This window comes from Pseudoalteromonas sp. NJ631 (assembly GCF_000276645.1).
GTDB lineage: Bacteria > Pseudomonadota > Gammaproteobacteria > Enterobacterales > Alteromonadaceae > Pseudoalteromonas > Pseudoalteromonas piscicida.
Genome location: NZ_AKXJ01000002.1, coordinates 85,126 through 98,656 on the forward strand (window position 1 = coordinate 85,126; position 13,531 = coordinate 98,656).

The 13,531-nt window shown below is 42.0% G+C and carries 12 protein-coding genes; 4 read left to right on the forward strand and 8 right to left on the reverse strand.

Features of this window, described 5'->3' with window-relative positions; genetic code table 11:
- Positions 1-179: 179 nt before the first annotated feature.
- The 7 genes from A587_RS0104875 to A587_RS0104910 form a co-directional block, all read right to left on the reverse strand.
- Complete coding sequence (locus A587_RS0104875; RefSeq protein ID WP_017216646.1) at positions 180-935, reverse strand: hypothetical protein; 756 nt, start codon at positions 933-935, stop codon at positions 180-182.
- 198 nt (positions 936-1,133) lie between these two features.
- On the reverse strand, positions 1,134-2,213 hold the full coding sequence (locus tag A587_RS0104885; RefSeq protein WP_017216647.1) for an alkaline phosphatase D family protein: 1,080 nt from the start codon (positions 2,211-2,213) through the stop codon (positions 1,134-1,136).
- Positions 2,210-3,337 carry an alkaline phosphatase family protein gene (locus tag A587_RS0104890; protein WP_017216648.1) on the reverse strand — a complete coding sequence of 376 codons (1,128 nt, stop codon included), beginning with the start codon at positions 3,335-3,337 and terminating at the stop codon, positions 2,210-2,212. Before A587_RS0104890 ends, A587_RS0104885 begins: the two co-directional genes overlap by 4 nt.
- Positions 3,338-3,413: 76 nt before the next feature.
- Positions 3,414-5,750, reverse strand: a complete 2,337-nt coding sequence (locus A587_RS0104895) for a TonB-dependent receptor (protein WP_017216649.1) — start codon at positions 5,748-5,750, stop codon at positions 3,414-3,416.
- A 245-nt stretch (positions 5,751-5,995) separates the two neighbouring features.
- A complete protein-coding gene (locus tag A587_RS0104900) occupies positions 5,996-6,349 on the reverse strand; it encodes a gamma-glutamylcyclotransferase family protein (RefSeq protein WP_017216650.1) in 354 nt (117 codons plus the stop codon).
- A 59-nt stretch (positions 6,350-6,408) separates the two neighbouring features.
- Complete coding sequence (locus tag A587_RS0104905; protein ID WP_017216651.1) at positions 6,409-8,559, reverse strand: DUF6351 family protein; 2,151 nt, start codon at positions 8,557-8,559, stop codon at positions 6,409-6,411.
- Between the two features lie 115 nt (positions 8,560-8,674).
- Positions 8,675-9,424 carry a substrate-binding periplasmic protein gene (locus A587_RS0104910; RefSeq protein WP_017216652.1) on the reverse strand — a complete coding sequence of 250 codons (750 nt, stop codon included), beginning with the start codon at positions 9,422-9,424 and terminating at the stop codon, positions 8,675-8,677.
- 527 nt (positions 9,425-9,951) lie between these two features.
- Here A587_RS0104910 and A587_RS0104915 point away from each other — a divergent pair.
- The 4 genes from A587_RS0104915 (at position 9,952) to A587_RS0104930 (ending at position 12,855) form a co-directional block, all read left to right on the forward strand.
- Entirely contained in the window at positions 9,952-10,203 is a 252-nt protein-coding gene (locus tag A587_RS0104915; RefSeq protein ID WP_232288027.1) for a hypothetical protein, read from the forward strand.
- Entirely contained in the window at positions 10,200-10,520 is a 321-nt protein-coding gene (locus A587_RS0104920; protein ID WP_010377819.1) for a hypothetical protein, read from the forward strand. The genes A587_RS0104915 and A587_RS0104920 overlap by 4 nt, the downstream gene beginning before the upstream one ends.
- Positions 10,517-12,130: a PepSY-associated TM helix domain-containing protein gene (locus A587_RS0104925; RefSeq protein ID WP_017216654.1), complete on the forward strand. Its 1,614-nt coding sequence runs from the start codon at positions 10,517-10,519 to the stop codon at positions 12,128-12,130. The genes A587_RS0104920 and A587_RS0104925 overlap by 4 nt, the downstream gene beginning before the upstream one ends.
- 104 nt (positions 12,131-12,234) lie before the next feature.
- Entirely contained in the window at positions 12,235-12,855 is a 621-nt protein-coding gene (locus A587_RS0104930; RefSeq protein WP_017216655.1) for a LysE family translocator, read from the forward strand.
- Between the two features lie 53 nt (positions 12,856-12,908).
- Here A587_RS0104930 and A587_RS0104935 read toward each other — a convergent pair whose 3' ends face one another.
- The gene (locus tag A587_RS0104935; protein WP_017216656.1) at positions 12,909-13,517 is read right to left on the reverse strand and encodes a hypothetical protein; all 609 of its coding nucleotides are present in this window, start codon (positions 13,515-13,517) and stop codon (positions 12,909-12,911) included.
- Between the last annotated feature and the right edge of the window lie 14 nt (positions 13,518-13,531).

Consider the following 13,531-nt stretch of genomic DNA (forward strand, 5'->3'; position numbering starts at 1 on the left):
GAGGCAAGCTTCGTCAATAACTTATTGGAAATCTTCATTTGCTTTGAATCGGAAAATACATATGAGGGATGGGATAAACATTAAAGAAAAAGCTCTCTTGCGAGAGCTTTGGGCTATGTTTACTCTTAATTAGTTTTTTAAAATAACTTTTAGAAGAGGGGGAAAGTTATTGAAATTAACTAGTTAAGAGTAATTTGGAACTTTTCAGATTGTTTTTCCTGAATGGCATTTATTCGACTGCCAGATTTAAATTTGGTATCGATAGCACCTTTTCGGGTACGGAACAATGTTACAGTCGTGTCGCATGGCTTTGTTTTATCCAGTGCGTCATCATCAAAGCCTGCAAATTCACTCAATAGAATTTTATATTGCCCACCAGACTCTAGTATTTCAGATTCGAAGCTTATAAAGCTTGAATCGCCAGTCGTCTTTGTACAAAACGATTTAAATTCGAGAAAAAGCTTGGTATTGATGTCTTTTTCCTCTCTCCACTCGACCAAAATGTCGTCATTATGGTTGAACCGTTCAGAAACTGGAGCGTAAAGTTTTATTGGTGCAGGAAGTTTCACTTTAGAGGTTAATTTTTCATTCTCTTTATCACGAATGAATTCAAGTGTTAGCTCAGAATTTTTTGCAGTTGCTGTAAAATAACCTTGATAATCGACATCGAATAGGTCGTTATCCTTTACCAATATCTTTCTTTCATTACCGAGTGTTGCTCTAACACTATCTCCATCAGAAAGAATGACGTTCGCACCAGAACTACTGTTTAAATTGAACTCAGTAACAACTCGGGAGCCTTCAGCATTTGAAGTAACACGAATATCCGCCCAAATCCCTTCTGTTTTTACTACATCTGATTGTGTTGATTCAGTTGAACAACCAATTATTGATACTAAAGCAATGCAGCTCGATAAAACGCTGGCTCGTTTCACGAATATTTCCTTTTCTTCAATATGTGCAAAAAGAGTGTAGCGCTATTTTAATGTTTCTAGAATAGGGTTTAACAAATTATAACAATTTGTGGTGATGTAAAGTAGAAAGGGAACCTCCATGTTCCTAGATAAAAACGCTGTCATATTATTGTGTAAATATGAAGAAACAATGGAGGTATCTGACTTAACTGGCGGTGTTTATTGAATATCAGATAGCTTAAGCATATTTGACATCACTTCTTTACCTTCCACATCTTTTAAGCCAATTGTGATTGTGGGATCTGGTTGAGACCAATCAATATCGATGAACCCATAGTTCACATCATGAGTAAACCCAGACACTCGGTGTTGATTTGGGCTGACTTGTTTCCACTCTTCTGTAAGCCCCGAGCTGGTGACTTCCCAAAAAGGGTAGTCCTGATGTACTACCTTCGAAATTTCACCCCAGTGTGTATCACCGCTAATCATGATAACGCCACCAAGTTTTTCGCGCGTGATGAAGTTCAGAAGGCGTGATCTATCAGTAGGGTAGTTGGCCCAAGCTTCCCACCCAGTAAATTCGGGTAATAATTGTAGACTAGAGGCGATAATTCGAATAGCGGCAGGTTTTTTTAACTCAGACTCAAGCCATTGCCACTGTTGCTCACCCAGCATACTCGTATTTGGAACCGGGCTATACGGTCCCCTATTTTTTGGCTTACGTTTGTTGTCGTAATCTGATTTTGATACTGACGTTAACGCCGGTCGGTTCCATCTCAAATCGGGCATAATGACGCGAATTAGCTGATTTCCTTGGCCGTATTCGTACGAGGTATAAATTCCGGAGTCTCTAGTGCGTCGCAAAGAGTTTGCAGGTTCATGCCAAAAGTCTAACATGATCTTTCGTGAGGCTTCTTTTTGAGAATATTCCAAACCTGCGTCATTTTCACCGTAGTCATGGTCGTCCCAAATGGCGATAACTTGAGATTGTTGCTGTAGTTCTTGTATACCTGCGTATGCGTTAAGCTTTTCATATTTCTTCTTAAGCACATCCATATCCGTGGTGTCACCATAGATGTTGTCTCCGAGAAAGATAAATAGCTCTGGTCTCTCTTTATTAATTGCCGCTAATATAGGCATAGGTTTATCTTGATGAGAACATGAGCCAAAGCGAATTGTTGACAAAGTGGCTTGCTCATTGGCATACACGTTCATTGCAACAAACGTTATTAAAGGAAATAGCATTAGGCGAGCGAAATGCTTGCGCTTAGCGAGTTTAGCTCGTTTTAGTTTGATCATTGCGCGATGCCTTCAAGCGGTGGTGCTATCTTGGGATTAAAGGTAGAAGGGTTTTGACCAAGTAATTGAAGCGCAGTCGCGGTAACTTGCGATAAGGTTTGCTCTTGCTTTGGGATCACTAATCCTTTGGCTTTTATCTTGGGTCCGATTGCTGCAAACCAAACTTGCTCAGAACCTACGATCCCCTCAGGCTGCTTCTCAAGCATGCTTGGGTAGTTCTTTTCAATCGCTGCTTTTGATGAGTGGTGTCTCCAATCCTCACGATCCATGCCTCGGCCGTGATCGGTAGTAATGAGTAGGTAGGTGTTGTTTTTGTATTGCGGAATTGCTTGTAAGGTTTGCCATAAGTCAGCCAATATTTTATCAGCACGGTGGATGCCTTTGATGTACTCGTCGTAGTTTCCAGCGTGCGCATAATCGTCTGGCTCGCCAAGTGCTAGCATCATCACTCTTGGTTTTTGGGTTTGCAGATAGGCTTTTGCATATTGATACGTAAAGGCATCTAGGCGCACTGAGGACCAAGGGCTCGGAACTTGCTCTTGTAATTCATTTAAAAATTGCAGCTTGGGATTAGTTGTGTGTTTTGCAATTTCAAATCCAGCGTTTATGTGCAATTTGCTCCTTTCACGATTAAAAATCGCAGGGAACACGTCCCAGCTACCAAACACGGCAAGATTTGGCTCGAAACTAGGCTGAGATTGCAGCCATTCTAGAAACGATATATTTGGGTTCGGGTTTTTGTCATTAGAGTCAATATTGGGATCGGCAATACCAGTAATTACTTCGTTGTAACCCGGGTATGAAAAATACCATGGATTGGAAACTCGCATTGTTGAGTTTTGTTTTCTATCGCCGAGAATGACGCCGTTTTCGACTACGTATTGCCATAAGAATGGCATTAGCTTTTCACGGCTTTGTTGAGCGTTGTGCCCTTGAAAAAGTGTATTTAGCGCTTTTGGATCGCTTGTTGATTCTTTATCGGTAACTAACTGATTATCCAATCCGTAGAACACTTCTTGCCATCTCACACCATCTATTGTAACCAGAATAAGGTTCGGATCACTTTGCTTTGCTTGAGTAAATACACTAAAAGTGAGTATGAATAACCACATTGCACGCTTCATTTTATCTCCCAATCCACATTAGGGCGTATCTGTGTAAAAAGGGCACTGAAGTGCCCTTATTTACTTGCTTTTATTATTAAAAAGTGAGCTTAAAGTTCACAGCAGCGGTGCGTGGAGCACCTATCCATGCAGATTGACCAGCAATACCACCCAAATAACTTTCATCAGTTAGGTTATTGATAGTTAATCTTAGTTCCATATTTTCAACACCAGATAGCGGTGAATCAATCGCAACACCGGCATAAAAATCTGAAGTCATATAGCTATCGACTCTTTGAGTATTCTTTGCATCCATGTAGCGTTCGCCCACCCATTTCGTTGAAAGACCCGCGAAATATGGTCCCTCAGCCCAATCAATAGAAATAACGGCTAAGTCTTCTGCGGAACCAAATACTGTGTTACCCGCCGGGAAGTCATTCAAACCACCCGTGTAGGTAGAGTCGTTATATGTATATGATGCATAAATACCCCAGCTGTTGGTTACATACCAAGTTGCAGAAGCTTCAAAACCGCTCGACTCGATACCGCCAACATTCACATAGGAACCATTAGTGCCAATCAGATAATCAATACCATCTGGTGAATCTGGAGCAATAAAACTAATTCGGTTATCAAACGTTACATCATAATAGGTCAGGCTGGCATTAAATTCGGTAGATGAATACCTAAAACCTAAATCAATGTTTTCAGCCGTTTCAGGTTCGATTTGTTCAAGTGCAGAGGCTTCGCGTTCTAATACGTTGTCTTTTATAGCTGCAAAGTTTTCGGCATAGCCTGCAAATAACTCTAGGCCTTCAATTGGCATAGGGGCGACGATCCCTGCGCTTAGTAATGCGTCAGAGTCTGAGTCTAGCGCCACTTTTTGACCGCTAAACTTGTCGAGACCTTCTAACTCGACCAAGAATTTCTTGGCGCCAACACGTAGTCGAGCCAGGCCAAAGTCTAATTCATCCTCAATGTAGAGCATGGTTGTATCGACATTAAACTCACGGCTATATTGGATCCAATATGGCGTATCATCAAAATTAGCTGAGACTCGAGCATCAATACGCTTGTGCCAATCTCGCCATTCTTCACGTTGGTAGTCTTCATACCAAAACCCTGCGCGAATGGTGCTATCCATATCGGCAATTTTGCCGTAAAAAGTAAAATCAGCATTGATCCCGAGACGGTCTTTACCGTAGTGCGTATGTCGATAAGAGCCTACCGGAATTGCGCCTGTACCATAACATGCCGGATCATACTCTTCGTCAGCACCACCGTAAGGGAAAGTCAGGCTTGAGGTACATTTTGCATTTGGTTTTAGTGCTTTACCTTCGCTATCAACGAAGTAAATGCGTCCGATAGGACTACCGCCAGTATAAGGCGCAGTACCTGTTACTTCTGAATGAGGCTGATTTAATCCGTCGTTGTTGATATCAACTAAATAGGGAGGAACCCAATCACCACGACCTTCATTGGTGTGATAATAGACATTACTCGTTAGTGCCCAATTAGTTTGTTCATAGGTTGCTTCTATGTAGCCGAAAATGTTTTCGCGGTGCGTACGCCAGCCATTGCGGTATACTTGGTCTATATGTGGAATACCGGTGATAGTATCCGTTAGTCTATCCCATGCTGGATCTGCTTCAAATTGTTCTTGGCTTACACGTTGGTAGTTTGCTTCAACCACATCGTCATAAGATGCATAAGCTTTTACCGTCAGCGGGCCTTTTTGGTGTTTTATTTTAGCGGCTAAATGGTCGCGTTCATTATTCGCGACTTGTTGGATCCAGTCTGAGTTACTTGAGCTAGAAACGCTGATCCAAGCATAGGTATTCTCAATTATTTCACCGGTTTCATAACGAGCGAAGTACTTTTGAGCTTCAAAGTCACCACTGGTGATAGAGAGCGTTAAGCCTTGTTTTTCAGTGGGGTCAATGGTTGTGAAGTTAAGTGTACCACCCAATGCCTCATTGGAGCGTGAGGCAATATCAGCGGTACCTTGAGATACTTGCACTGCACCCAAGTTTTCAGTATCAATGTAGCGGTTAGCTTTCGCACCACCACCATAGTTTGAGTTACCATTGGCAATGCCATCAACCGTAATACCGATTTGCTGCTCGTCTAAACTCAGCTGAAAGCCACGAATAGAAACAGTGGTTGACCAGTCGTCAGAACCAAAAGTATCCCCTTCGTTGATGAGTACACCAGGTAAATTATCAATAACAGCCAAAGCCGATGTCATAGCAGACTGTTGCTTGCTCATTTCGTCACTTGTTGCGTTATTTGCAAAGGAAACACTTTGTCCAACAACCATAACTTCTTCAATGACTTTATCGTCTTTAGTCTTGTCATCGTTAGCGTAGGCGTTAATTGCTAGGGTGGATAGTAGTGCGGTAGTGATCAGGTTTAGCTTGCGTTGCGTTTTCATAATTGTTCCAACTTCTAGGTTAATTGTGATCGCTGAAAGAGTCGGCGCAAGTATGGGGAGCTTTTATGACAATTCAGGCCATTTTTATTGAACGTTCAATTAATAAAAGTTTAAAGAATTAAGACACAGGGCATATTTGTATTTTATTCGTGGGACTTAAGATCTACATTTGAGAGTGACTCTGAATAGCAAGCAAAGGAAAATCGGAGTTATTCACAACGAATAACTCGAGGGTTGGTTGAGCACTAAATTAATTGGGCACTGGGAGCTGCCGAGTAAATCCAACAGGTTTTCCCCGAGCTTAGTGTTGCTGAAACACGTTGATAGTCATCCACTTCGTACCTATCTACATGAGCTAATTCAGCTTCAGTGATTAAAAATACAGTGCCCTCGACTTCATCCTCTACATTACCTGTCGCGATTAGAATGGGATGAATATCCTTTTGACTACTGATGATAACAGCAGGATCCGTTATTTTAACTTGGCCTACTTTAAATCCACAAAGTACCGCTTTCTCGCCTTCTAATCGTCTGCCGAATGTATCAAGTTGCACTTGCTCCTGTTGCAATGTGCCGTACGAAAATAATGCTTGTATCACTTAATTCTAACCCGTTGTTCTCCTGCGAGGTCTAAGTCTAAGCCGCGACATTTTCTCGGTCAATCAAGATCTTGCGGTCTACCCATATCGGACTGACTATAATCGCATACGCCCTTAGGATAAATTTGTTTAAGTGTGGTGAGTTGTGTTGAGATATCTACATCCCCGTAGACCCCTTGGGCACGCGCCTCTTCAATCGATATTTTATGACACTTAAAGATATCACCAGCCCAGTTTGCACCGGCTTGAATTCTGCTGGTAGAAAACATCGGATATCTCGCAGTACAGGTCCCTTGCGGCTGGTTATTCCAGATACCATTAAACACAGCTTTGCCGCTGGCGATGACTTTACCTTGTTCGTCGAAACACGTATCAGCAAGTGTCTTCGGTTTTGCGTCTGCAACGGATAAATTTGGCTGTGCTTTGAGGTTGAGTAACCATTCATCCATTTTTTCAAATGCGCGCTGAGTTGGATTAAACGCTTGATGTGCGACCCAAATCACTTGATTCTCTGGGTTTGAATCTGCGGCGGACATTCTCAATCGAGTATAAAATGAAGCAGACATATGATGCATATCTAGCTCATTCTCAAGATAATGTCTGGCGTCAATGATGGGAATATCAACTTTGCCAATAAATACCTGTCCAGAGCGATATGCTTTTTCCATCGCCGCGAGGCTACCGCTGTGCCTCGGTGCTATACCATTGTCATCTGGCGTGGTGATATTATGATTACCCCAAAGCGTTAGCCAAATAGGTACTTTATGGCCAAATGGCAATACAATTTCTTCTTGTTGCATCTGGTTTTGGGGCTTCCATCCACCTATTTTTTTGTTGATATCAATAAATTCAGCCATCGTGATCTGCTGAGCCTTTAATGCTTCAAGTCCGTATTGAACGCCTTCGTTATCCCAAGTGCTTAATCCTAAGCCTGATTGATCCGTGCCAAATACGTTGGCCATGTCCTGCCAGTAACTCCAGTTTGTTCTCTCAACTACCTCATCCTCAAAAAAGGCCCTTAAAAACCCTTGCCTTGGATTATTAATAAAAGTAGATAATCCAAAGTAGCCATTAATACATTCACTATTACCATCAGGAAAGGAGGGCACAAATCCTGACATTAATTGGTTGAGTGGTTGCAAAAAACCAGCCCTTTGCGGAAAGTCGTTAATTGCATTCATGCCTTCAATATGACGGCGGCGGGTCCAATCACGCCATGCTTTTCTGTCATTAGCTCTAAAAGTAAAGTAGTTATTTAGTAAATCACAATCTAACGCGTAAGTGGTTTGGGTGATCATATCAGGGTAACTATAAAGTGGGATAAGGCCATCTAAGATCCCTTGGCTATTTTGTGCAATCAAATATTGTGCGAGTCCACCGCCAGAGCCGCCAATTCCGACCGTATAGAGCGGCTCTCCGTACAAACTAGTAAATTGCTTTTTCACCCGTCTTGCCGTGTCTTCGGCTAATAACATGTTGTAGGTGTAGCTGGTTTTATTGCCACTTGAGCTTATAACTGCGTAGCCAAGCTTTAACTGCTCAAGCTGTCTATCTATCACACGCTCCGGTTTTTGCCTGCCTTGTCTAAAGCCAATCCCAGAACCACCATTAAATTGGTAGATAAGTCGGTTATTCCATTGAGACTTTGCCTGTCTATCACCCATTTCGTCAACTGTGATTGGCATTACTATGGTATAAATGAAGCGATTTATGGTGCCTTGCTCAACGCGTAACAGTAAGTTTGTGTCTATCGCTTTGCTTCCCTTGTCTAACTGCTTGATTTGATTGTCAGAAGTTATCGCAAAGTAGCGTAACCGCGTTTTTGCCATGCAATCTTTACTAAAACCAAGTACTTGGTTTGATTGCTCATCCATCACCGGCACTCCGAGTCCCGCGTGGTTATCTATCTCTGGCTGACCAAGGCCGGAGTCCTGAGTCATACAGTAAAAAGGATATTGGTTAGGGCCAGAGTATAGGTTGGTATTAGGACCAATATCTCCTATCGCAATCGGAAATACGAAGGTATCGACGGGCCTTGTAACTTTTGAAATATGCGGATAAAACTCAATGATAGGATTGCTTTCGCTGTTTGCTATTTTTTCTACACTGTATATTTCTTCTTGCTCACTCGTTAGCCAAAACCAATAACCACAAGCGCCAAGAACAATCAAAGATAATAATGCGGTGAGCCAAGAAAATAAGGACTTCATATGAGCTCCTTCGAGTGCGAGGCAAATGGATAAACGGATATTATAAGTGTAGAACTAGATCATCGCAGTGTGGTTATTTGTTTGTTATTTGAACATGAAATTATTGCGTTAGGAATTAAAAATCATCGCCTAAGTATTTAATCTCAATAGTTTTAATTGTTTTATCCGAAACCTTTTCTAAGAGCGATTCGATACGCTTCGCCATCGCTTGGTTAGCGATGTTGTATCCCATAAATTGCTGCTCAGCATGAAAAGGACGCGGTAGAAAAGTGACTTCGAGTTGATGGCGGCGGATCATCTCTAAAGCCCACACTTTATCGACTAAAATTGCATCAACTCTGTTGTTATTGAGTACGCTAAAAAACTTTTTGCCGTCGTCATGGTTTTGCTCATAAAACGAACGGCTGACAATGGCTGCGTTGATTTTTTTCAGCCCTTGTACAGCCGCTTCCGGGTAGCTGTAATCCTCTGAGATCATGACTCTTGGGGCGGCAAGTTGATAAAAGTCATCAGGGTTGCTGAAGCGACCTTGTTTTACCGCAAGAGAGAGCAGCCAAGTGGTGAATGACACATCAATGATTGGAAAGCCATCGGCCTCATCCACATGTAAAGTAAAATCAAAAGTACCATCGGCAACGCCTGCTAAACAGCGACGATAAGGAAGTTCATGAAATGTCACTCGATAGGGAGTGCCAATAAGTGCTGATTTAATTATATCAACCTCTATGCCCCGAACTTGTTTTTGCTCATTAACAAAGCTGTAAGGCCACCACCGCTCAAAGCAAATGTGTACCGCACGACTATCCGTTTTTGCCAGCGCGTTGGTACTAAGTAGGGCGAGTAGCAATAAGAGAACAATTTGCATCAGTGCGTTTATCCTAAATTACCTTCTCTAAGCGTAATGATAGATTGGAAAAAGGGCAACAAAAGAACATATTATGGGCGTTTCTAAGATAATTAGGCGCTTAATTTAGTGAGCTATTTTGAGGCGAAAAAATCTTGTCGATTACACCGCCACCACATCCTGCTCACGCCGAGGTATCGACGTCCATGTTGGTAAGGCGAAGATTTTTCTATTTATTTGTTATAAAAGAAATTTCTAATGCTGCTAGTGTCAGATTTGTACTTTCAAAAATTGAGCAGGTATTAAGACAAATTGTTATTAATACTTGTATATTTTTATGTAACCGTAACTCCGAAGTTCAGAAGCATCAATGATTGGCTTGCCAGATCATTGTCATTACCTAAGAAAACAATCCAAATAATCTTTCTAATAGAAATGATTATCATATGAGTTATTTTTTGTGTTGCTGAAATTTCAACGTTCGTTATAATCTTAACCAGCCCTTAATTTTATATTTTTATGTGAAACGGAGTTTTACTTTGCTAAGTGTGTCTTTTGTTGTTCTTTTAAGTGTTGCAATTATTCTGATTTATAGCACCAATAAAAATCAGCGCTTGCTGAAGCAACGTTTGCCAAATAGTGCCAGAATCGGCGGATATGTTTTATTAGCGAGCGGCGTGATTTTAGCATTGCAGCTTTTTTCAGGTGCGGCGGTCGTATTTAGTTGGCTTATCGGTGTCATGGTGCTTACTGCGCTTATTCCCTTCACCATCTTAATACTTTTTAGGAAATCACAATGAGCCGGTTGTCACAAGCTGAAAAGGTTCAACCCGATTGGTTAGGTAAAACGCTGGCAGGCATTATTTTAGGCTTAGCGTTGAGTTTTGGTCTAGTTGGCCTTTTCGCTTGGCTTGGTAGCGACGGCCTAACCCAAACGATAAGTGTCGAGAAGCACAGTTGGCGCACCCAGTTCAATATGTGGATGGTTTCACCTATTTGGCTGTTAATTTTAAGCTTTGTATTTATGTTTAAAAATTATAAACAAGCAGTACTTTGGTTGGGTGGGGCGAATATCGTTGTGTATGTATTATTGTATTTTGTAAGAGGGATGGCATGAAGATCCGCGCTGATATTTTAAGGATTTACCAGAGCGTTCATACTTGGACGGGGATCACCACAGGATTGCTGCTGTTTATCGGATTCTTTGCTGGTGCTATTACGATGTTTGCGAGCAGTATCGATAAATGGGCGACTCCCCCATCTCATCAATTGTCGCAAGTAGAAACTACCCAGTATGATGAGTTGCTCCGACGTGCTTTCGTACAATATCCAGAGTCACAAAACGGGATTAAAGTCAGTTTTGAGGAAGGACAATCTCCCATTACATGGTACCAACAAGGTAATGCGAGAGGGTTAAGCTTAGATAAGCAGCTATGGCATGGCACATTGAATGAGTCCGGTGAGCTTGAAGCCCATACCAGCTATATCAATGAGTTGTCGTCATTGGTTGATTACCTTCACCGCAGCGCAGGTATTGTAGGTGAAATCGGTCACGACCATGCTGGAGTTTATGTACTTGGAATAGCTGCAATCTTGTATTTTGTAGCACTGGTATCAGGGGTGATCTTCTTATTGCCAACCCTAGTGAAGAGCTTCTTTGCATTAAGAGACAAAAAAGGGGCTAGCCGTTTTTGGTTAGATACGCATAACTTAATTGGGATCACCAGCCTACCGTTTCATATTATTATCGCGATTACGGTGATTGTATTCGCATTTCATGATTTCTTATACGATGGTCTAGGCAAACTTTACGGTGATAAACCACTATTTGGGCGTGAAGCGCCGTCAGCGGTTGAGTTTAAAGTTGAGAACCTACCCAGCATTGAAGAAATCATGGAAAAGGCACATGCTTATGCACCTGAACATCAAATTAAAGAAATTACCCTCAGTCGCTTAAATAGCAAAGGACCTTCAGCTTCTATACAACTCGTAAGTGATGAGCACTTAATGCGCGGACCTAACACAGACTTTTTGTTTATGAATCCTTATACATTTGAGATTTCTACAAGCAGTGTCATGAACGGCGATCAAGGTATCTGGGGGGCGGTGGTTACCACGTTATTCGGTCTTCACTTTGGGAGTTACGGTGGTGAATTTGGACGCTGGGCTTATTTTATTATGGGGGTTTTAGGCGCAGTGCTGTTTTATACAGGTAACTTATTGTGGCTTGAGAAGCGCCGTAAGCAAAAACAGTCAAAGCAATCAAAATCAAGCCGAGTGATGGGTAAATTAACTATTGGCGTGGCAATGGGCTCATTATTGGGTGTAGCCGCGGCGTTTGCCGTAACAAAATGGACTGCGTTGACCACAATGAACATTAATGTTGTGTATATGTGGGTCTATTATCTGTGTTTTGGGTTTACCTTGATTGCGGCATTCGTTATCGGTATGAGTAAAACGGCAATTTGGTCACAAAGGGCGATTGCCATTTTGTGCTTCTCGTTGCCACTGACTTCAGTCATTGCTTTGGTAATCCCAAGTCTAGGTATTTGGCCTGCGACAGCTTGGTCCTCTATTGGTTTGGAGTTAACTGCTGTGCTCTTAGGTGTTATTTTTTGGCGAATGGCAGATAAGACAAAGCATAGAGCTTACTATGGCGAAGCCAATAGCATTTGGTTTATTGGTCAACATCAAAGCGAATGTGAATTACAAACGCAGTCAGCGTAGTAAAAATGTAAAAAGGGGCGAGTAGCTCCTTTTTACTTACAAAGTGTCATCTATTTTTTCAAATCTGTTATCCTATTCGCTTTGCAATTCTCTACGGAAAAATTATGGAGCTTACAGCCTGGTTAAGCCTTGCTGCTATTTGTGCTTTTGGTGCGATGTCACCAGGCCCAAGTTTAGCGGTTGTCTTGCGTTATAGCCTATTTCATAGTGCCAAACACGGTATTGTCGCAAGCCTTGCGCATGGTTTGGGAGTTGGAATTTATGCTAGCCTAGCAATCTTAGGGTTGTCAGGGCTTATTCATCAATTTCCGATTGTATACCAATTTTTGGTTTACGGTGGTGCCGCCTACTTGGCATGGATGGGGATAAAAATCCTAATGAGTAAGAGCCAAGGGTTGGCGGTGTCACAATCTCAAGCAGCAACGTCGTATGCCAAAGCAGCGCAGGATGGTTTTGCAATTGCATTTTTGAATCCGAAATTGGCTATTTTCTTCGTCGCACTCTTTTCGCAGTTTATCGACCCAGAAAAGATGAGTTTAACGGTAGGTTTTATCATGTGTATCACCGTGCTAACGATTGATGCGTTATGGTATTTTATTGTCTCAATTTTGAGTGCTTCAGCAAGAGACAAATTCGATTTAACGGCTAAGCGAGCTGTGATTGATAAAATACTGGGCTGTGCCTTTTTACTGCTCGCCATGCGAGTGATTTACCAATCCTTGTAGCCATTGTAAGCACTTCTTGGTCGGCGCTCTATCGTTGCGCCCATCAAGCTGAACTAATCTAACCCCTTGCGCTGAATGTAGTTATGAAGAATAAATGCTTTGAGTTTTTCGTTATCGGTTTTATTCATTGCAAAGGATACGGCGAGCTCAAGTGGGCTTGCCACTTTTATTGAGTGGACGTTTGCAAACAGTGGAATAGGGTCAGCAAGATATAATTTAGCGATCCGACTGATCACATTAATTTGGATTGCATTTGCTTGGTAGGGAAAAGTATTAATCAGTCCACCAGATTGGGATATGGAGACCATGTTAAACGGCATCATTTGAGGAGACAATCTAAATCTGACCGGCGTTGATGGGCAGGTACGCCAGCTACGTGGCGCACTAGAGTTAGCGGCTTCCACGATATTAGGTGCTTCTAAGTTGTTGTCTAAAATCTCCATCAATGCCGACAGGTCGCTAAGTGGAAACTCGACCTGCTCGTTGGCATTTTTGGCAACGAGACTAAACTGAGAACTATTTGAAATACTCGCAAGTAACTTTTTAATCTCACTGTGAGTTTGCTGTTTTTGATCCCTAGCTTCCGGCAATAGCGAGCCTGCAACGCGATTACCGGCTAGGGTTCGGTTAATGAATTGTAATTCTTCCTTCGTCAATTTCATGATTAAGCACATCC